21 protein-coding genes are annotated in these 19,932 nt (G+C 40.1%); all 21 read left to right on the top strand.

From position 1 onward, the window contains the following. The first annotated feature begins 308 nt into the window (after positions 1–308). Positions 309–629, top strand: coding sequence for a putative DNA-binding protein (locus IEO70_RS14075; RefSeq protein WP_190999002.1), 321 nt, complete (start codon positions 309–311; stop codon positions 627–629). Positions 630–641: 12 nt separating this feature from the next. Next, entirely contained in the window at positions 642–1,982 is a 1,341-nt protein-coding gene (ffh, locus tag IEO70_RS14070; RefSeq protein WP_190999001.1) for a signal recognition particle protein, read from the top strand. Between the two features lie 98 nt (positions 1,983–2,080). Beyond that, positions 2,081–2,353 (top strand): 30S ribosomal protein S16, encoded by a 273-nt coding sequence (gene rpsP, locus IEO70_RS14065; RefSeq protein ID WP_190999000.1) that lies wholly within the window; start codon positions 2,081–2,083, stop codon positions 2,351–2,353. 13 nt (positions 2,354–2,366) lie between these two features. Then, positions 2,367–2,597: a KH domain-containing protein gene (locus tag IEO70_RS14060; RefSeq protein WP_190999011.1), complete on the top strand. Its 231-nt coding sequence runs from the start codon at positions 2,367–2,369 to the stop codon at positions 2,595–2,597. A 124-nt stretch (positions 2,598–2,721) separates the two neighbouring features. Next, the gene (locus tag IEO70_RS14055) at positions 2,722–3,108 is read left to right on the top strand and encodes a YlqD family protein (protein WP_190998999.1); all 387 of its coding nucleotides are present in this window, start codon (positions 2,722–2,724) and stop codon (positions 3,106–3,108) included. An 11-nt stretch (positions 3,109–3,119) separates the two neighbouring features. Continuing rightward, positions 3,120–3,635: a ribosome maturation factor RimM gene (gene rimM / locus IEO70_RS14050; RefSeq protein WP_190998998.1), complete on the top strand. Its 516-nt coding sequence runs from the start codon at positions 3,120–3,122 to the stop codon at positions 3,633–3,635. Then, positions 3,635–4,369 carry a tRNA (guanosine(37)-N1)-methyltransferase TrmD gene (trmD, locus tag IEO70_RS14045; RefSeq protein WP_190998997.1) on the top strand — a complete coding sequence of 245 codons (735 nt, stop codon included), beginning with the start codon at positions 3,635–3,637 and terminating at the stop codon, positions 4,367–4,369. Before rimM ends, trmD begins: the two co-directional genes overlap by 1 nt. A 140-nt stretch (positions 4,370–4,509) precedes the next feature. Further along, a complete protein-coding gene (gene rplS, locus IEO70_RS14040; protein ID WP_190998996.1) occupies positions 4,510–4,854 on the top strand; it encodes a 50S ribosomal protein L19 in 345 nt (114 codons plus the stop codon). Between the two features lie 208 nt (positions 4,855–5,062). Continuing rightward, complete coding sequence (lepB, locus tag IEO70_RS14035; protein ID WP_190998995.1) at positions 5,063–5,620, top strand: signal peptidase I; 558 nt, start codon at positions 5,063–5,065, stop codon at positions 5,618–5,620. 15 nt (positions 5,621–5,635) lie between these two features. Continuing rightward, complete coding sequence (ylqF, locus tag IEO70_RS14030) at positions 5,636–6,496, top strand: ribosome biogenesis GTPase YlqF (RefSeq protein WP_190998994.1); 861 nt, start codon at positions 5,636–5,638, stop codon at positions 6,494–6,496. An 84-nt stretch (positions 6,497–6,580) separates the two neighbouring features. After that, the gene (locus tag IEO70_RS14025) at positions 6,581–7,354 is read left to right on the top strand and encodes a ribonuclease HII (RefSeq protein ID WP_190998993.1); all 774 of its coding nucleotides are present in this window, start codon (positions 6,581–6,583) and stop codon (positions 7,352–7,354) included. Between the two features lie 53 nt (positions 7,355–7,407). Beyond that, positions 7,408–9,327 carry a hypothetical protein gene (locus IEO70_RS14020; RefSeq protein WP_190998992.1) on the top strand — a complete coding sequence of 640 codons (1,920 nt, stop codon included), beginning with the start codon at positions 7,408–7,410 and terminating at the stop codon, positions 9,325–9,327. Next, complete coding sequence (locus IEO70_RS14015) at positions 9,324–9,611, top strand: EscU/YscU/HrcU family type III secretion system export apparatus switch protein (RefSeq protein WP_190998991.1); 288 nt, start codon at positions 9,324–9,326, stop codon at positions 9,609–9,611. Before IEO70_RS14020 ends, IEO70_RS14015 begins: the two co-directional genes overlap by 4 nt. A 352-nt stretch (positions 9,612–9,963) precedes the next feature. Continuing rightward, positions 9,964–11,124 carry an ADP-forming succinate--CoA ligase subunit beta gene (gene sucC, locus IEO70_RS14010; protein ID WP_190998990.1) on the top strand — a complete coding sequence of 387 codons (1,161 nt, stop codon included), beginning with the start codon at positions 9,964–9,966 and terminating at the stop codon, positions 11,122–11,124. 17 nt (positions 11,125–11,141) lie between these two features. Next, positions 11,142–12,044, top strand: a complete 903-nt coding sequence (sucD, locus tag IEO70_RS14005; RefSeq protein ID WP_190998989.1) for a succinate--CoA ligase subunit alpha — start codon at positions 11,142–11,144, stop codon at positions 12,042–12,044. Between the two features lie 80 nt (positions 12,045–12,124). Then, complete coding sequence (dprA, locus tag IEO70_RS14000) at positions 12,125–13,018, top strand: DNA-processing protein DprA (protein WP_190998988.1); 894 nt, start codon at positions 12,125–12,127, stop codon at positions 13,016–13,018. Between the two features lie 319 nt (positions 13,019–13,337). Beyond that, positions 13,338–15,413 carry a type I DNA topoisomerase gene (gene topA / locus IEO70_RS13995; RefSeq protein ID WP_190998987.1) on the top strand — a complete coding sequence of 692 codons (2,076 nt, stop codon included), beginning with the start codon at positions 13,338–13,340 and terminating at the stop codon, positions 15,411–15,413. Positions 15,414–15,653: 240 nt separating this feature from the next. Next, a complete protein-coding gene (gene trmFO / locus IEO70_RS13990; RefSeq protein WP_190998986.1) occupies positions 15,654–16,961 on the top strand; it encodes an FADH(2)-oxidizing methylenetetrahydrofolate--tRNA-(uracil(54)-C(5))-methyltransferase TrmFO in 1,308 nt (435 codons plus the stop codon). Between the two features lie 61 nt (positions 16,962–17,022). Then, entirely contained in the window at positions 17,023–17,919 is an 897-nt protein-coding gene (gene xerC, locus IEO70_RS13985) for a tyrosine recombinase XerC (protein WP_190998985.1), read from the top strand. A gap of 26 nt (positions 17,920–17,945) precedes the next feature. Continuing rightward, positions 17,946–18,488 (top strand): ATP-dependent protease subunit HslV, encoded by a 543-nt coding sequence (gene hslV, locus IEO70_RS13980; protein ID WP_190998984.1) that lies wholly within the window; start codon positions 17,946–17,948, stop codon positions 18,486–18,488. Between the two features lie 14 nt (positions 18,489–18,502). Beyond that, positions 18,503–19,915, top strand: coding sequence for an HslU--HslV peptidase ATPase subunit (gene hslU, locus IEO70_RS13975; RefSeq protein ID WP_190998983.1), 1,413 nt, complete (start codon positions 18,503–18,505; stop codon positions 19,913–19,915). Positions 19,916–19,932: the final 17 nt, after the last annotated feature.

Here is a 19,932-nt window from a genome sequence, read left to right as displayed (position 1 = left end):
TGCAGCGGCCAGCCCCTCGAGGTCATAAGCCAAATCACTTCAGAAATTTTACAATTTCCTACGTGATTCGTCTTATGCAGGTCGGGGCTGAACGGGCCGCTTCCGCTTTTCTATTCCCGCAAGGCTCCTTTTTCAATGAGGCGATCTAAGTAGTTTAATCATGTTGAAAAAGGACCGGTAACGGTTTTCTTATGAAAAAACTTCTCCAAAAATAGTGCATTTAAAGGAAATCACCTTGACATCCATAGTTTATGCTTGTAAACTATGAAATGTAAAGGTGTTTTACTTAACATAAGGGGGAAGGCAACATGACGCTTGAAAAAACAACGCGAATGAATTATCTGTATGATTTTTATCAATCGTTGTTAACAAAAAAACAGCAAAGCTACATGGCGCTCTATTATTTAGATGATTTCTCCCTTGGTGAAATTGCCGAGGAATATGATGTAAGCAGGCAAGCGGTATATGATAACATTAAAAGAACAGAAGCGATGTTAGAGGAATATGAAACAAAGCTTCTATTATTTGAAAAGTTTCAACAGCGAAGCGCGCTTATTCAAAGGCTGAAGGAGGAAGAACTTTCATCTTCTGGCCAAGAGATCGTAGCGGAGCTCGAGAGATTAGATTAGGAGGCGGCAACGATGGCATTTGAAGGATTAGCCGACCGACTGCAAGGCACGATACAAAAGATTCGTGGCAAAGGAAAAGTAAATGAATCCGATGTAAAAGAAATGATGCGCGAAGTGCGTCTCGCTCTTTTAGAAGCGGATGTTAACTTTAAGGTTGTTAAGGATTTTGTGAAACGCGTAAGCGAGCGCGCAGTAGGTCAAGAAGTGCTTAAAAGCTTAACCCCTGGTCAGCAGGTAATCAAAGTCGTACAAGAAGAATTGACAGCGTTAATGGGTGGAGAGCAAAGCAAAATTGCTGTTGCAAACCGTCCGCCGACAGTCATTCTGATGGTAGGTCTTCAAGGTGCCGGTAAAACGACCACCACTGGGAAGCTTGCAAATCTGCTGCGAAAGAAATATAACCGTAAGCCGTTACTAGTTGCTGCTGATATTTACCGACCGGCGGCGATTAAACAGTTAGAAACTTTAGGGAAACAACTGGACATGCCAGTATTCTCTTTAGGTGATCAAGTGAGTCCTGTTGAAATCGCTAAGCAAGCTATTGCAAAAGCGAAGGAAGAGCACTATGATTATGTTCTGATTGATACAGCCGGCCGTCTGCATATTGATGAAGCGCTAATGACGGAATTGGAAGATGTTAAGGAAGTTGCTAAACCGGATGAAATATTCCTGGTTGTAGACAGCATGACGGGACAAAGTGCCGTTGATGTTGCGGAAAGCTTCAATAATCAGCTTGGACTTACCGGTGTTGTCCTAACGAAGCTGGATGGTGATACACGTGGCGGTGCCGCTCTTTCAATCCGCGCTGTGACAAACACGCCGATTAAATTTGTCGGTATGGGCGAGAAGCTCGATGCTCTTGAGGTATTCCACCCTGAGCGTATGGCTTCACGTATCCTTGGTATGGGCGATGTGCTTACTTTAATTGAAAAAGCGCAATCAAACGTAGACCACGAAAAAGCAAAAGAGCTTGAGAAGAAATTCCGTACACAATCATTTACGTTTGATGATTTCTTAGAGCAGCTTGGTCAAGTTCGTAATATGGGACCATTAGACGATCTTATAAAAATGTTACCTGGTGCTAACAAAATGAAAGGCTTGAACAACATTTCCATTGACGAAAAGCAAATTGGTCATGTTGAAGCAATCATTCAATCTATGACGAAGGCAGAAAAAGATCATCCAGAGATCATTAATGCTAGCCGACGCAAAAGAATTGCGAAAGGAAGCGGTACTTCGATTCAAGAAGTTAACCGTCTTTTGAAGCAATTTGATGAGATGAAAAAGATGATGAAGCAGATGACTTCTATGCAAAAAGGCAAGAAAAAAGGCTTCAAACTACCTTTCATGTAAGGTTTTTTACACTGTTAAGAAAAAATCCTTTACAAACTATAAATAACTTTGATAATATATTATCTTGTTGAAACTAATCGGAAGAGGTGCTTTATAAAATGGCAGTAAAAATTCGTTTAAAACGTATGGGAGCTAAAAAATCTCCTTTCTATCGTATTGTAGTAGCTGATTCTCGTTCACCACGTGATGGACGTTACATCGAAGTAGTAGGAACTTACAACCCAGTTGCTCAACCAGCAAAAGTTGAAATCAACGAAGAGCTTGCTCTTAAATGGTTACAAGACGGTGCAAAACCATCTGATACAGTTCGTAACCTACTTTCTGCACAAGGCATTATGGAAAAATTCCACAATGCAAAAAACAGCAAATAATATCGGTTGAATGATGAGACAACTCATTCATACGATTGTAACGTCACTTGTCGATCACCCCGAGGCTGTCGAAATAGCAGCCAAGGAAGATGATCAATCGATTACTTACACTTTATCAGTCCATAAGGATGATATGGGGAAAGTAATCGGCAAACAAGGACGTGTAGCTAAGGCGATTCGGACTGTAATATATGCAGCAGGATCTACACAGCAAAAAAAAATCTATCTAGAGATTTCCGAATAGGAGGGCTAATACCCCTCCTTTTTTGGTATCATAAAAAGAAAATGGAAACATCATAGAGCTTCGCGTACATGATACATGATACATATGCCATATTGATATACAATAGGGCTAGGAGGAGCTTAAAATGAGAATTCTTCAAACAGTAAATGTTAATCAAGTCTTAACAGAAAACAGCAAGAACCAGTTAATTAATCAATATGCCGAGCAGTCTGCACAATTGCAAAAGGAAATCGAGCAGCTGAAGTTCGAAATGAAAAAGCTGGCTAAAACGAAAAAGATACAGCCTGTCAGTTTGCAATCGCATTTCGAAAGAGAACTGAATAATCGTGCGGAAAAGCTGAAGCTGCTTGCGTTTAAATTAGAGCAATTAGAAAGATTGCCGATTGGCAGTGAACTAAAGGAACGGGAAGTTCAGTCGATTGTCGACGTTGAAGTAGGAGACGATTGGAAAGAACTAACCAAAGTGAAAACCATTGTTGTTAAAGATGGGAAAGTTACAGAAATACGTTAGAGGTGTCGCATTTGGAAAAATGGTTTAATGTAGGTAAAATTGTCAATACTCATGGCATTAGAGGAGAAGTTCGTGTTATATCTAGAACTGACTTCGCGGATGAACGCTATCAAGTCGGGAATTCACTATTCTTGTTTCAAGGAACAAATAATGCACCGATAGAGTTAAAAATTACATCACACCGCAAACATAAAAACTTTGATTTATTGACGTTTGAAGGCTATAACAATGTAAATCAGGTAGAACCATTCAAAGAGGGCGTTTTAAAGGTGCCTGAGTCGTATTTAAGCGAATTGGATGAAGGTGAGTTTTATTATCATGAAATCATCGGCTGCAAGGTTTCTACGACTACTGGAGAAGAAATAGGCACAATTCGTGAAATATTGACGCCGGGCGCAAATGATGTATGGGTAATCCAGGCCAAAAAAGGGAAAGATATCTTAATCCCGTACATCGAGGATGTTGTTAAGGAAATCGATGTTAAAGAGAAATCAATTATTATTGAACCGATGGAAGGGTTGCTGTAATGAAAATTGATGTTTTAACACTGTTTCCTGAAATGTTCACAGGTGTATTCGGATCGTCAATTTTAAAAAAAGCGGAAGAGAAACAGGCGGCAACTTACAATGTCGTCAATTTCCGCGAGTTTTCCGATAATAAGCATGGAACAGTCGATGATTATCCATATGGTGGCGGTGCCGGCATGGTTTTGAAGGCGCAGCCGATTTTTTCCGCGGTCGAGCACTTGCAGGAACAAACGGAAAAGAAGCCGCGTGTGATTCTTTTATGCCCTCAAGGAGAACGTTACACGCAACGCAAGGCCGAAGAGTTGGCTAAAGAAGATCATTTAATCTTCGTTTGCGGACATTATGAAGGCTATGATGAACGAATTCGTGAGCATGTCGTAACGGATGAGATTTCTCTTGGTGATTATGTCTTGACCGGCGGAGAGCTTGGGGCGATGGTTATTATTGACAGTGTGGTGCGACTATTGCCCGGCGTTCTTGGAAATGAAGATTCTCCTATCAAAGACTCTCATTCTTCAGGCTTGCTTGAGCATCCTCATTATACGCGTCCATACGATTTCAGAGGCTATAAAGTACCGGATACATTAATGTCCGGCAATCATAAGCTGATTGAAGAATGGCGCATGAAAGAGAGCCTGAGAAGAACGTGGCAGCGCAGACCGGATATGCTTGAACATATAGAGCTATCACCGCAAGAAAAAAAGTGGTTGGAAGAAATTATTTCCGAAGAATAGCTATTGCACTGCCCTGTTATTTATGTTAAGATACTTTTTGTGGTTCAAAAGAGATTATCTCAATGAATCATTGATAACGATGTTCCGCTGCAATGTATATAAATGACTTGCAAGAGCGTCTGTGGGAGGAGTTGAAAACGATGCAACAATTAATTCATGAAATCACTAAAGAACAATTACGCACAGATCTTCCATCTTTCCGTCCTGGTGACACTGTACGTGTACACGTTAAGGTAGTAGAGGGAACTCGTGAGCGTATCCAGATCTTTGAAGGTGTGGTTATCAAGCGTCGTGGTGGTGGAATTAGCGAAACATTCACAGTTCGTAAAGTATCTTACGGCGTAGGTGTTGAGCGTACATTCCCTGTGCACACACCAAAAATTGCAAACCTAGAAGTAGTTCGTCGCGGTAAAGTACGTCGCGCGAAACTTTACTACCTACGTAGTCTTCGCGGTAAAGCAGCTCGTATTAAAGAGATTCGCTAATTTTTCCGAAACTAACAGCTTAGCTGATTATATTGGAAACAATGAAACACATGAAAAAGAGCTTGTTAATACAAGCTCTTTTTTACACTTTCAAAAAATGAATTAACATTTACATAGCGCAAGTTGGATTACAATCATTTAGACTGTTTGTTTGCTATACTATAGACAGCAGTGAAATAAAAATATACAGTACGGGCTGGTGAGTTTGATGACAACAAAAAAGAAAAGCGAACTGTGGGAGTGGATAAAGGCGTTACTGATCGCGGTCGCGTTAGCAGTAATTATTCGCTTTTTTCTAATAGCCCCAATTGTGGTGGACGGCTATTCGATGATGCCGACATTACACGATCAAGATCGCATGATTGTCAATAAAATTTCCTATACGTTTAGCGACCCTGAACGATTTGATATTGTCGTCTTTCATGCACCCGAGGGAAAAGATTATATTAAGCGTATAATCGGTCTGCCTGGTGATACAGTAGAATATATAGATGACGTCCTCTACATCAATGGTGAGCCAATTGATGAGCCGTATTTGGATGAATATAAGGAGCAAGTATTCGACGGTCCGTTAACTGATTCGTTTACGCTGCTTGACATCCCGGACGGACAGGAAACAGTGCCGGAAGGTTATTTATTCGTAATGGGGGATAATCGCCGTAATTCAAAGGACTCCAGACATATTGGATTTGTATCGATGGATAAAGTTGTCGGAAAAACAAGCATTGTATACTGGCCAATCAGCGATATGCGAATTGTAAAATAAGAAAGGTGGATACCAGTGACGATTCAATGGTTTCCGGGCCATATGGCCAAAGCGAGACGTGAAGTTACAGAAAAACTGAAACTTGTAGATATTATATATGAATTGGTTGATGCGAGATTGCCTTTATCATCTCGAAATCCGATGATTGATGAAATCATTCAGCATAAACCAAGACTTGTTTTATTAAATAAAGCTGATATGGCTGATCCGCAAAAAACAGCACTATGGCTCGAATATTTCTCTTCTAAAGGGATTAATGCCCTGGCGATCAATTCTCAAGCCGGAGAGGGCTTAAAACAAATTGTAGGCACATCGAAAGTGATATTAAAAGACAAGCTTGACCGCCTGAAAGCAAAGGGCGTTAAACCGCGAGCAATCCGGGCGATGATTGTCGGCATACCGAATGTCGGTAAATCAACTTTCATTAATCGTTTGGCGAAGAAAAATATCGCTAAAACCGGAAATATGCCCGGTGTGACAAAGTCTCAGCAATGGATTAAAGTAGGAAAAGAATTAGAACTGCTGGATACACCGGGGATACTTTGGCCGAAGTTCGAAGATCAGGAAATCGGCAAAAGATTGGCTGCTACCGGAGCGATTAAAGATACGCTTCTTAATCAGCAAGACCTAGCTGTATTCGTGTTGCGCTTTATGGAATCGGAATATCCGGATACACTAAAGGAACGATTCAAACTGGATGAGATTCCTGAAGATCTTGTTGAGTTATTTGATCATATCGGACGATATCGCGGTGTTTTAGGCAGCGGTGGAAGCATTGATTACGATAAAACAGCTGAACTGATTGTTAGAGAGCTTCGGGCTGTCAAATTAGGCAGATTCACATTTGAATTGCCTCCTGAGGAAGAAACTGAGTAAAGCTCCGATTTGGAGCTTTTTTTTTGCTCTTAAAAAAATTGCATTTTTGCCGATAAATACAATAGAAAGTGTGGGCGGACAGCATTGGAGAAAAAACTAAGCATTAAAGAAATTAAAGAGAGATTACAGGAAGTCTTGGACGAAACAGATCCATTTCTGCAATTGTGTGTTGACGATGAGCGTAAAGGCGTGCAGCAAGCAGTCAAGGCTTGGAAAAGGTCTTATGCCAAAAAGCTACAGCTTGAGCAAAAGTGGATGCATATGAACAAATATGAAAACGAGTTGCTTCAGCAAGGATATACGCAAATTGTAGGAATTGATGAAGTGGGAAGGGGACCGCTTTGCGGACCGGTTGTTGCAGCTGCGGTAATTTTACCAAGAGAAGTTAAGTTAATTGGTCTCGATGATTCAAAGAAGATGAGCGATATTCAGAAAGATGATATGTATGAACAAATTATGCAATGCGCTGTCGCTGTAGGTATTGGTATTGTTTCAAATGAAATCATTGATAAAATAAATATATATGAAGCTACAAAAGTTGCGATGATGGAGGCAGTGGAGCAACTGTCTGTGCTGCCGGAGTATGCGCTTATTGATGCGATGAGGCTGCCCCTTGACATTCCGCAACAATCGATAATTAAAGGTGATGCAAATAGTGTCTCAATTGCCGCCGCTTCTGTTATAGCCAAAGTGACGCGCGACCGTTTAATGAAGCAATATGACGAAAAGTACCCTCAGTATGGCTTTAAGAACAATATGGGGTATGGCACAAAGGAGCATCTCGAAGCTTTAGATCAATTTGGAATCACTCCATGGCACCGAATGAGTTTTGCGCCGGTTAAGGAATTGGCAAAATAACATTTAAATAATTTAATTAATATATTGATATAGTAATGAAAGGTGTGAACTAAATGCAGGCTTCGGGCATAGCATCAAGCATCATTCCTCAGCATTCAGCTCATAATTCAATAGAATTGAAGGATGGTCAAATGCTGTATGGAAAAGTCCTTAAAATTCATACTAATCAAACGGCTGAAATCAGCATTGGACAACATAAGATAACAGCCCAGTTAGATGCACCGATTGCTGCCGGAGGCCGATACTGGTTTCAGGTACAAGCGACAGGGGAGCAAACAATGCTTAAAGTAATGCCCGGCAACGGAAATAATCAAAGCCTGAAAGATCTCTCTCTACAACTGCTGCAGCATTTTTCGCTTCCGCAAACGAGGGAATCTTTATCGCTTGCGCTTTTCATGGTGAAAAACCAATTGCCGTTTACGAAGGAGCAATTTATTCAATCTCTGCAATGGTTAGGAGGCAGTGGTAATCAAATGAAAAATATGCCATTTTTAAAAGTGATGCACGATTTTTCATTGCCGTTTAGCGAACAAGTATTTCGCTCATTGGCTTCTTTTGATGATGGGATACCTTTGCAAAAGTTATTTATCGGCTTGAATAGTTTGCTGTTTGCTCCCAAAAATGAAACAGAAGCATCTGTTAAGGCTTTGTTAACTCAATTTTTGATGACAGATACGGAAAAATTGGCGGAGAGAGGACTTCAGAAGCTCTTAACCTATTGGTTGAATCCAGGCGGCAATCAGAAGCAGCAGGCAAGCTCTATTCTAAAAGCAATTGGTTTTTTTCCGAAAAATGAAAGTGTTTTTTTACAGCAGGCAATGAAGCAGATTGGCGAAAGTTCATTCTTAAATGGAAATCAAAATGTAAGTAAAATGATTTCATTTCTTAATCAGTTTCAAACAAGTGGTGTTGTCCCCAATGCTGAACAATTAGGCATACAGATGCGGCCATCATCACTAATGGGTGGAGAGACGACACTATGGAATCAGCTGCAAAAAGCGGCGATGCAATTTTCTAAAGCTGCCGCAGCCATCAATATAGCGGGTAAATCAACAGATAATGGGAACGCCTTACAAACTGCCTATCAGCAGCTTGCAAGAGCCATCATTGCCTTTATCGGGGCCGAGAGCAGCAACAGCCCGGTAAAGTTAAATCGGTTTATGCAAATATTACATCAATCAATGCAGCTGCCAGCAGGTTTTGAGCAAATCAGATCGAATATGACTGCGATGATTGGACAAGTGGCGGAGGGCAAACCGCTTCATGGTTTAAGTGCCGATGCTAATCAGTTTTTTCATCAACTAATGCAAACTGAGATTAACGATTTAGCCGTTCCTAAATCATCAGTGATAGCCAATGAAATTAAACAGTTAATCCGGCAATTTGGATTTGGATTTGAAAACTACTTGGCAAGCGCCGATAAAGGTAGGCCTATTAAGGAAACGGAATTAATAACTTTAAAGCCGTTATTGCTCCAGCTAGTCAATGAAACGCAGCAGCAAGCTGTCAGAGAACAAGCAGATCAACTTATTCATAAGATTACAGCGCAGCAAATATTATCACAATCTTCAGGCCCTATGCAGCATTTTGTCTCGCAAATACCGTTGTCTTTTCATGGGTTTCATACGGAAGCAGTGATGCAGTGGAGCGGGAGAAAAGATGAAAATGATCAGATCGACCCTGCTTTTTGCCGAGTTTTATTTTATTTACAGCTGAGTAATCTGGATGAAACCGTGATTGATATGGTTGTGCAAAATCGGGTGTTGAAAGTGACAGTTATTAATGAACATTATAAAGAGCTAAAGGCAGCTGCAGGACCCTTAATAGAGCAAGCGAAAGAAAATTTGGCTCATTTAGGTTATCAAGTTTCAGGCTTCAGTTTTATACCGCCTTCCGGGAAAAATGTGGTGGTTAAATCTAAAACAGAAGTATTGGATAAGGCGCCTTATGCTGGATTGGATATTAAAATATGAGCGAAAAAAGATTAGAAGCAATAGCATTAAAATATGACAAAAGTACTGAAGATGTGCCTAAAGTCATAGGGAAAGGAAAGGGAAAAATAGCAAAATCCATTCTGGAAATAGCGCGGGAGAACAATGTTCCGATACAGGAAGATGCCTCATTGACAGAACTCCTCGGAAAATTAAACATAAATGAGTCGATTCCGCAAGAATTATATGAAGCGGTGGCAGAAATATTTGCCCTCATATACCAGCTTGATAAAAAAGCGAAAATTGAGCAAAAGAGCTCCAAGTAAGCTGCGGTCTTAAAAGTCAGTTTTGTCACTTTGACTTTTAGGGACCATTGCTTATTTGGGCTCTTTTGTTTTGCAGTTATCTTTATAGCAGTTTTGGATAATCGTTATTCAAATAAAATAACGTATAAAACAGAAAAAATACTTACAAAGCAGAAAATTTGCAAATGAAAGGGGAAAAGCATTAAGATGTGTTTAGTGATTATGTTTTGGATTATTTTAACATAAAAGGTAGACAAGTAAATTTAAGTTTAATACAATAAAATCGCAATCTATAAAATAATCAAGCATAATTTCGATAGCGGCTGTGAGAATGGAAAACTACCTAATTTGGACTATTGATAGGAGGATGTAAATGAATATCCATGAGTATCAAGGTAAAGAAGTCCTCAGAAAATATGGAGTAGCTGTGCCGAATGGCAAAGTAGCATTTTCTGTGGAAGAAGCAGTAGAAGCAGCGAAAGAACTAGGAACTCAAGTTTGTGTCGTGAAAGCACAAATCCATGCAGGCGGACGAGGAAAAGCGGGCGGTGTAAAAGTTGCTAAAAATCTTGATGAAGTACGTACATATGCGAGTGAAATTTTAGGCAAGACGTTAGTAACACATCAAACCGGCCCTGAAGGAAAAGAAGTTAAGCGCTTGCTTATTGAAGAAGGTTGCGACATTAAAAAAGAATACTACATTGGTTTAGTTCTGGACCGTGCTACTTCAAGAGTTGTTTTAATGGCTTCCGAAGAAGGTGGCACAGAAATTGAAGAAGTAGCGGCAGAGACCCCAGAGAAAATCTTCAAAGAAATCATCGATCCGGTTGTTGGTCTTACAGGCTATCAAGCGAGAAGAATTGCATTTAATATTAATATCCCAAAAGAATTAGTAGGGCAGGCAGTTAAATTTATGCTGGGTCTGTATACGGCATTTATTGAAAAGGATTGTTCAATTGCTGAAATTAACCCGCTTGTCGTTACAGGCGACGGTAAAGTAATGGCATTGGATGCCAAGCTTAATTTCGATTCAAACGCATTATATCGACAAAAAGATATAGTTGCATACCGTGATTTAGATGAAGAGGATGCTAAAGAAATCGAAGCCTCTAAATATGATTTAAGCTATATTTCTTTGGACGGCAACATTGGCTGTATGGTTAATGGTGCAGGTCTTGCGATGGCAACGATGGATATCATTAAGCATTATGGCGGAGATCCGGCTAATTTCCTGGATGTTGGAGGCGGAGCTACAGCGGAAAAGGTGACGGAAGCTTTCAAAATCATACTTTCCGATCAAAATGTAAAAGGAATATTTGTCAATATTTTTGGGGGCATTATGAAATGCGATGTAATCGCTACAGGTGTTGTCGAAGCAGCAATGCAGGTCGGCTTAAATGTACCGCTCGTTGTGCGTCTTGAAGGGACAAATGTCGAATTAGGCAAGCAAATATTGAACAATTCCGGCATTAATGTTACAGCGGCAGATTCTATGGCGGACGGAGCTCGAAAAATCGTTTCATTAGTAAGCTAAGAGGCGGAGGGGAAACCATGAGTGTATTTATTAATAAAGATACAAAAGTAATCGTTCAAGGAATTACCGGTTCAACAGCTCTTTTTCATACGAAGCAAATGCTTGAATACGGCACGAAAATTGTCGCAGGCGTTACACCTGGTAAAGCCGGTATTGAAGTAGAAGGAGTTCCTGTTTTTAATACAGTAAGCGATGCGGTAAAAGCAACCGGCGCGACAGCATCCGTAATCTATGTTCCGGCTCCGTTTGCAGCTGATGCGATTTTGGAAGCGGTCGATGCACAATTGGACTTGGCTATTTGTATTACTGAGCATATTCCGGTGCTTGATATGGTAAAAGTAAAACGTTATATGGAAGGCAAGAAGACACGTCTGATCGGTCCTAACTGTCCGGGTGTCATTACTGCAGATGAGTGTAAAATCGGCATAATGCCGGGCTATATTCATACGAAAGGGCACGTTGGCGTTGTTTCCCGTTCCGGAACGCTGACTTATGAAGCAGTTCATCAGCTGACGCAAGCAGGAATCGGTCAAACGACAGCAGTCGGGATCGGCGGAGATCCTGTTAATGGAACAGATTTCATTGATGTCCTGAAAGCGTTTAATGAAGATCCAGAGACACATGCTGTCATTATGATTGGCGAGATTGGTGGCACTGCTGAAGAAGAAGCCGCTATATGGGTCAAGCACAATATGAAGAAGCCGGTAGTAGGCTTTATCGGTGGTCGTACTGCACCACCGGGCAAGCGCATGGGGCATGCCGGCGCAATCATTTCAGGAGGAAAAGGAACGGCAGACGAGAAAATTCGCATTATGAATGAATGTGGAATTAATGTTGCCGAGACACCTTCTGTAATGGGCGAGACATTGATTGCTGCGCTGAAAGAGCATGGTTTATACGAAACTTGCAAAACATCTTAATCGATAATATTTTTGAGAAAGCCTGTGTTTTTTTCAGGCTTTCTTGTATTGATTTATTTTGTACAGATGGAGGCATAATAATGGAAGAATTCAGACGGCGTCTTTTATTATTGCAACATTGCCGCGGCATAGGCTGGAAAACGTTTTTTTTGATTTTAAAGGAAGATCCCCTTCTTAAAAGTCTCTTCAAAAAAAAGCGATATGAATGGCAAGCGCTTTTTCCGCAATTAAAACCGAATCAACTTTCCCTCTTTTACGATGATCTTCATTCTATCAATATCATTCAAAAAATAGAGTTGTACGAAGAAAATGATATATTGTTTTTAACGTATTTTGATGAATTATATCCGGACAGGCTAAGACATATCTATAATCCGCCATGGGTGATTTATGCTAAAGGGAGATTAAGCATGCTGCAAAAAGAGAACGCATTGGCGGTAGTCGGTATGAGAGAGGCGACTGTATATGGTCAAGAAGTAATTGATCGCCTGTTGCCTCCGCTCATTAGGAGGGGCTGCTGTATAATCAGCGGACTTGCTGCAGGCATCGATACACTTGCTCATCGCTCTGCGCTCGGGCATGGCGGTTCAACTATTGCTGTTTTAGGAGGAGGCTTATTTCACATTTATCCAAAAGATAATACATCATTAGCTCTAAAAATGATGAAAGAGCAACTCGTAATATCTGAATATACCCCTTTTACAAAGCCTGAACGTTGGATGTTCCCGATGCGGAACCGTCTTATTAGCGGTCTTAGCGACGGTGTATTAGTGGTAGAGGCAAAGATGAAAAGTGGTTCGTTAATAACGGCTCAGCATGCACTGGAACAAGGGAAAAATGTATTCGCTGTGCCAGGCAAAATAACAGACAATACATCAGTAGGGACAAACTTTTTAATTCAGGAAGGAGCTAAGCCCGTAATGCATCATGAAGATATATTATCGGAAATGCGATTTTCTATTCAAAACAGCTGATATCTCACCCGCTTCTCTGTTAAGCGGGGATTATTTTTGCTAAAAAAAACCTTTATAAGTGAAATTTATAAGAAAATTACAAGAAAAATCTTCAAAATAGGTTGAAATATATTTGAATATATTATAAATTGAGCATCAAGCGCATTTATTTATGAAATCGCTTTAACAGAAAATACAATCATAATAGTTTTTTATGTTTAAAAAACTAAATATTCTCGAAAAGTGTGTTTAAGTTAGAAAAAAATGTTAATATTGACAAAATGATTATTTCTATTAATAATAATGAAGATTTATAATAACCTCTTAAGGAGGATTTTGCATGTCAGAATACCTTGTCATTGTGGAATCACCAGCCAAGGCGAAAACGATAGAAAAATACCTTGGGAAAAAATATAAAGTAAAAGCTTCAATGGGACACGTTCGTGATCTGCCAAAAAGCCAAATGGGCGTTGATATAGAACATGACTTCGAACCGAAATATATTACGATACGCGGTAAGGGCCCTGTTTTGAAGGATTTAAAATCAGCTGCTAAAAAAGCAAAGAAAATATATCTCGCGGCTGACCCCGACAGAGAAGGGGAAGCTATTGCATGGCATTTAGCCAATTCGCTAGATTTAGATGTTAACTCGGATTGCCGGGTTGTGTTTAATGAGATTACAAAGGATGCCATTAAAGAATCATTCAAGCATCCGCGACCGGTCAATAAAAATCTTGTTGATGCCCAGCAAGCACGTCGAATATTGGATCGACTTGTAGGTTACAATATCAGTCCGATTCTTTGGAAAAAAGTAAAAAAAGGGTTAAGCGCCGGCCGTGTACAATCGGTAGCGGTTCGCCTGATAATTGAAAGAGAAAAAGAAATTCAGAAGTTCATACCTGAAGAATATTGGACAATCGGAGCAGGTTTCCTGAAAGGGAATGATGTGTTCGAAGGCTCTTTCTTCAGCGTAGACGGCAAGAAGACAGACTTACATTCGGCTGAAGAAGTTGAACAAGTCGTCAAACAAATTACGGGCAATGAGTTTACAGTCAGCAATGTATCGAAGAAAGAAAGAAAACGGAATGCCGCATTGCCTTTCATTACATCATCGCTACAGCAGGAAGCAGCACGAAAGCTAAATTTCCGTGCGAAGAAAACGATGATGCTTGCCCAACAGCTTTATGAAGGTATTGATCTAGGCAAGGAAGGGACAGTCGGTTTAATCACTTATATGAGAACCGATTCAACAAGAATTTCGGATGTTGCTTCAGTTGAATGCTCTCAATATATCGAACAGAATTACGGAAAAGAGTATTTACTGACAGAAAAACGAAAAGAAAAGAAAAATGCTAAAACGCAAGACGCTCACGAAGCAATTCGTCCGACAAGCACTTTTAAAGACCCTTTATCAGTGAAAGAATTTTTATCGCGTGATCAATATCGTCTGTACAAACTGATTTGGGAGCGTTTTGTTGCGAGCCAAATGGCACCAGCGATTTTGGACACAATGAGTGTGGATTTGCAAAATAACGGCATCATATTCAGAGCGAACGGTTCGAAAGTGAAGTTCCCCGGATTTATGAAAGTATACGTTGAGGGTACTGATGATAATGTTGAAGAGAAAGATAATATTCTTCCGGATTTAGCCGAAGGAGATGTTGTTTTCTCAAAAGATATCGAACCGAAACAGCATTTTACCCAGCCTCCTCCGCGATATACGGAAGCACGACTTGTCAAGACATTGGAAGAGCTCGGTATAGGAAGACCTTCTACATACGCTCCTACATTGGATACAATCCAAAAACGCGGCTATGTAACGCTAGATAACAAGCGATTTGTTCCAACTGAGCTTGGAGAGATTGTTGATGAGTCGATGTTTGAATTTTTCCCGGACGTCGTCAATGTGGAGTTCACAGCTAAGATGGAAGAAGAATTTGATAATATTGAAGCCGGTACAGTCAAATGGCGCCGTGTGATTGATGAGTTTTATAAAAACTTTGAAGTCGATTTGAAAAAAGCGGAAGCCGAAATGGAAAAGATTGAAATTAAGGACGAGCCAGCAGGCGAGGATTGCGAGCTTTGCGGAAGTCCAATGGTCTATAAAATGGGTCGATACGGAAAATTTATGGCTTGCAGCAATTTTCCTGACTGCCGAAATACGAAGGCGATTGTAAAAGGCACCGGTGTTCCATGTCCAAAATGCGACAAAGGCGAGATTATCGAAAGAAAGAGCAAAAAGAAACGTATTTTTTATGGCTGTAACTTATATCCGGAATGTGACTTCATTTCATGGGATAAGCCGATTGCCAGAAAATGTCCGAAATGCGAAGGGCTTCTTGTTGAGAAGAAGCTTAAGAAGGGCATTCAAGTTCAATGTGTACAATGTGATTATAAAGAAAGTCAACAAAAGTAGGTGATCTCTCACCTACTTTTGTTTTGTGAAAATAACCTATCATAATTAACAGTATTATTTAAATGAAGGAAATTGTTAAATTGGAAATAAAAATTTAAAATGTTTGTGAAATGTATATGGACAAAACCTGAATATTAACGTTATAATGGCTTCTTGTTAAGGTATGTTACCAAAACATAAATAACTATTGAGATGATGATGCTATAACTAACGTATTATTCTTCATTCGGAGGTAAAACAATGACGAACTTAACAGTAAATGTAATTGGAGCTGGACTTGCCGGCAGTGAAGCGGCATGGCAGTTAGCAAATAGAGGGATAAAAGTAAATCTGTACGAAATGAGACCTGTCAAAATGACGCCTGCTCATCATACAAGCCAATTCGCTGAATTAGTTTGCAGCAATTCATTGCGCGCGAATACATTGACGAATGCTGTAGGTGTGTTAAAGGAAGAAATGAGACAGCTTGACTCACTTATAATGAAAGCTGCAGATGCATGCTCTGTACCAGCAGGAGGAGCTTTAGCTGTAGACCGCCATGAGTTTGCAGGAAAGATTACGGAAACTTTAAAGAATCATGAAAATGTGACAATTGTGAATGAAGAAGTCACATCGCTTCCGGAAGGCATCACAATTATTGCGTCCGGTCCGCTGACAAGCCCGGAGCTTTCAAAAAAAGTGCAAGAGCTGACTGGAGAAGATCATTTGTATTTCTATGATGCTGCTGCTCCAATTATTGAGAAGGATAGTATCGACTTCAACAAAGTATATGTGAAGTCAAGATACGATAAAGGTGAAGCTGCCTATATCAATTGTCCGATGAATGAAGAAGAGTTCAATGCTTTTTATGAAGCATTAATTTCAGCTGAAACAGTGCCATTAAAGGAATTTGAAAAGGAAATTTTCTTTGAAGGCTGCATGCCGATTGAAGTAATGGCATCAAGAGGCAAGAAAACAATGCTATTTGGCCCATTAAAGCCGGTAGGATTGGAAGACCCTAAAACAGGCAAACGCCCATATGCTGTTATTCAATTGCGCCAAGATGATGCAGCGGGTACGCTATACAATCTCGTTGGCTTCCAGACACATTTGAAATGGGGAGCGCAAAAAGAAGTATTGCGACTGATTCCGGGGCTGGAAAATGCAGAGATTGTTCGATACGGTGTTATGCATCGAAACACATTTATCAATTCTCCGAAAGTATTAAAAGCAACTTACCAACTGAAAGAACAGCCAACCATTTTCTTTGCCGGCCAAATGACGGGCGTTGAAGGATATGTTGAAAGTGCTGCTTCGGGATTAATTGCGGGTATTAATGCTGCGCGTCTGGTGAGCGGTGAGGAACCGATTGAGTTTCCTGCTGAAACTGCGATTGGAAGCATGGCGAAGTATATTACTACTACGAATGCGAAAAACTTCCAGCCGATGAATGCGAACTTCGGGTTATTCCCAGAATTACCGGAGAAGATCCGCGGCAAGAAAGAACGTAACGAACAGCATGCTAAAAGAGCATTGAATACAATTCAGAACTTTGTGAAAAGTATATGATATACATTGCAAGGGTCTCTAATTTGTGATAACATTTAGTGACCCTTGTGAGGTGTTAATAATGAAAAACAAAAGTGAATGTTTGCATGCTTTCCTGCAATATTTACAGTTAGAGAAAAATTATTCGGATTATACGATTGAATATTACCATAAAGATATAGATGAATTTTTTATGTTCATGATTGAGCAAAGGGTAGACGACATACATACTGTAACGTATTTTGATGCACGGCTTTACTTAACGAAGTTATACAACAAGAATCTGGCGAAAAAATCAATTGCTCGCAAGACGTCGAGTTTGCGAAGCTTTTATAAATGGTTGATGAGAGAGCAACTGGTAAGTGAAAATCCTTTTGCGCTTGTCTCAATGCCTAAGAAAGATCAAAAACTTCCGCAGTTTCTCTATGAAGAAGAAGTGGCGGTGTTGTTTAAGTCTGTTAATACCGAGAATGCTCTTGGGAAAAGAGATCTCGCGTTGTTGGAATTGTTATATGCTACCGGTATACGGGTAAGTGAATGCAGTGGGCTGCAAATGAAGGATATTGATTTTTCATTGGAAACCATTTTAGTTCACGGCAAAGGAAAAAAAGATCGATATGTGCCTTTTGGGAAATATGCCAAAGCTGCTTTGCATACTTATATTAGTAATGCGAGAAGTAATTTAATTAAGAACCAAAAGCATGATTATGTATTTGTGAATTATCGTGGGGAACCTCTTACCGACAGAGGGATAAGATATATATTAGGAAATTTAATTAATGATGCTTGTAAGGACGGTCATTTGCACCCCCACATGCTTCGTCACAGTTTTGCGACGCATTTGTTGAATAACGGTGCTGATTTGCGTTCCGTCCAAGAATTATTAGGACATTCTAACATATCATCGACGCAAATATACACACATGTTACGAAGGAGCAGCTTCGTAAGGTTTATCAATCTTCACATCCACGGGCATAGAGCCCTATACGAAAGGAAGAAGCATTATGGGAAACTTTCATGCAACAACGATATTTGCCGTAAGACATAACGGAAAATGTGCGATGTCAGGTGATGGGCAAGTAACTTTTGGTAATTCAATTGTGATGAAACATAGCGCAAAAAAGGTTAGAAGATTATTTCATGGAAACGTAATAGCAGGCTTTGCGGGGTCAGTAGCAGATGCTTTTACTTTATATGATATGTTTGAGGGAAAACTGGAGGAATACAATGGCAATCTCCAAAGAGCATCAGTAGAACTGGCGAAAAAATGGAGAAGTGACAAAGTATTGAGACAGCTTGAAGCGATGCTGATTGTAATGGATAAAGACAATATTTTGCTCATATCTGGAACAGGCGAGGTTATCGAGCCGGACGATGATATATTGGCAATCGGCTCTGGAGGAAGTTATGCATTAAGTGCGGGAAGAGCGCTGAAACGATATTCAGGAGATACGTTATCGGCTCGTGAGATTGCGGAAGCAGCGCTTACAATTGCTGGCGAGATATGCGTATACACAAACTCTAATATTATAATTGAAGAATTATAAAGGAGATATGAATAATGAAATCAAAACATGTCCAATTAACTCCGAGACAAATTGTCGAGAAGCTTGATCAATATATTGTCGGCCAAAAAGAAGCAAAAAGAGCGGTTGCCATTGCGCTTCGCAATCGGTATAGAAGAAGTTTGCTGAAAGATCATTTGAGAGATGAAGTTGTACCGAAAAACATTTTAATGATTGGCCCAACGGGTGTCGGAAAAACAGAAATTGCCCGTCGCATTGCAAAATTAGTCAATGCGCCGTTTGTGAAAGTGGAAGCAACGAAATTTACAGAGGTTGGATATGTCGGTCGTGACGTAGAATCTATGGTTAGAGATTTAGCGGAAACGGCTTTTAGGCTTGTGAAAGAAGAAAGAATCCAAAGTGTGAAAGAAGTAGCGGAAGCGAATGCGAATAAGCGTCTTGTCGATCTTCTTGTCCCGTCTATCAAAAAATCCCAACAAATGAAAAATCCATTCGAGATGTTTTTCGGCGGTGGGAACAATGTTGAAGAAGATGATGCGAAACCGACAGCTGAAGAAGAGACAATCTTGAATAAAAAAGCATCGATCCGAGCAAAACTTGCAGCAGGCGAACTGGAAAGCGAGCTTGTAACAGTTGAGATTGAGGAGCAGCCTCCATCTATGTTCGATATGCTTCAAGGTTCAGGCATGGAGCAAATGGGACTGAACATGCAAGATGCGTTAAGTAATTTAATGCCTAAAAAGAAAAAGAAACGTAAAATGAAAGTTTCTGAAGCACGTATTGTCTTGACGAATGATGAAGCTTCTAAATTAATCGATATGGATGAAGTTGCTCAAGAAGCCGTTGTTCGCACGGAACAAATGGGCATTATATTCATTGATGAAATCGACAAAATTGCCAGCAAGTCATCCGGCAGTTCTTCTGCAGACGTTTCGAGAGAGGGAGTACAGCGAGATATCTTGCCGGTAGTTGAGGGGTCAACAGTCGTAACGAAATATGGTGCAGTAAAAACTGATCACATTTTATTCATTGCAGCCGGGGCATTCCATATATCTAAACCTTCTGATTTAATACCGGAGCTGCAAGGACGTTTCCCGATTCGTGTAGAGCTGCAAAAACTGTCTGTCGAAGATTTTCAGCGTATTTTGCATGAACCGGATCACGCTTTGACAAAACAATATATTGCTTTATTAGAAACTGAAGGTATACAAATAGAATTTTCAGACAATGCTATACGTAAGATAGCTGAGGTTGCCTATGAAGTGAACCAAAATACCGATAACATCGGAGCGCGTCGATTGCATACAATCTTAGAAAAACTTTTAGAAGATCTGTCATTTGAAGCACCAGATATTACGATGGAGAAAATTATCATCACACCTCAATATGTTGAAGAAAAATTGGGAAGCATTTCGAAAAATAAAGACTTAAGTCATTATATTCTTTGAATTCAATGACAAATATG

The sequence above is a fragment of the Peribacillus faecalis genome, from assembly GCF_014712675.1.
Lineage (GTDB): Bacteria > Bacillota > Bacilli > Bacillales > DSM-1321 > Bacillus_AD > Bacillus_AD faecalis.
The sequence above is the reverse complement of the archived record's forward strand: the minus strand, read 5'-3'. Positions and strand labels throughout refer to the sequence as shown.

Excerpts from the sequence above, each read along its gene's own strand:
- ffh (WP_190999001.1), top strand. The coding sequence starts at position 642 with ATGGCATTTGAAGGATTAGCCGACCGACTGCAAGGCACGATACAAAAG.
- dprA (WP_190998988.1), top strand. The coding sequence starts at position 12,125 with ATGGAAGAATTCAGACGGCGTCTTTTATTATTGCAACATTGCCGCGGC.
- sucD (WP_190998989.1), top strand. The coding sequence starts at position 11,142 with ATGAGTGTATTTATTAATAAAGATACAAAAGTAATCGTTCAAGGAATT.
- rplS (WP_190998996.1), top strand. The coding sequence starts at position 4,510 with ATGCAACAATTAATTCATGAAATCACTAAAGAACAATTACGCACAGAT.
- lepB (WP_190998995.1), top strand. The coding sequence starts at position 5,063 with ATGACAACAAAAAAGAAAAGCGAACTGTGGGAGTGGATAAAGGCGTTA.
- IEO70_RS14055 (WP_190998999.1), top strand. The coding sequence starts at position 2,722 with ATGAGAATTCTTCAAACAGTAAATGTTAATCAAGTCTTAACAGAAAAC.
- IEO70_RS14075 (WP_190999002.1), top strand. The coding sequence starts at position 309 with ATGACGCTTGAAAAAACAACGCGAATGAATTATCTGTATGATTTTTAT.
- hslU (WP_190998983.1), top strand. The coding sequence starts at position 18,503 with ATGAAATCAAAACATGTCCAATTAACTCCGAGACAAATTGTCGAGAAG.
- rpsP (WP_190999000.1), top strand. The coding sequence starts at position 2,081 with ATGGCAGTAAAAATTCGTTTAAAACGTATGGGAGCTAAAAAATCTCCT.
- topA (WP_190998987.1), top strand. The coding sequence starts at position 13,338 with ATGTCAGAATACCTTGTCATTGTGGAATCACCAGCCAAGGCGAAAACG.
- sucC (WP_190998990.1), top strand. The coding sequence starts at position 9,964 with ATGAATATCCATGAGTATCAAGGTAAAGAAGTCCTCAGAAAATATGGA.
- trmD (WP_190998997.1), top strand. The coding sequence starts at position 3,635 with ATGAAAATTGATGTTTTAACACTGTTTCCTGAAATGTTCACAGGTGTA.
- IEO70_RS14060 (WP_190999011.1), top strand. The coding sequence starts at position 2,367 with ATGAGACAACTCATTCATACGATTGTAACGTCACTTGTCGATCACCCC.
- xerC (WP_190998985.1), top strand. The coding sequence starts at position 17,023 with ATGAAAAACAAAAGTGAATGTTTGCATGCTTTCCTGCAATATTTACAG.
- IEO70_RS14020 (WP_190998992.1), top strand. The coding sequence starts at position 7,408 with ATGCAGGCTTCGGGCATAGCATCAAGCATCATTCCTCAGCATTCAGCT.
- hslV (WP_190998984.1), top strand. The coding sequence starts at position 17,946 with ATGGGAAACTTTCATGCAACAACGATATTTGCCGTAAGACATAACGGA.
- IEO70_RS14015 (WP_190998991.1), top strand. The coding sequence starts at position 9,324 with ATGAGCGAAAAAAGATTAGAAGCAATAGCATTAAAATATGACAAAAGT.
- trmFO (WP_190998986.1), top strand. The coding sequence starts at position 15,654 with ATGACGAACTTAACAGTAAATGTAATTGGAGCTGGACTTGCCGGCAGT.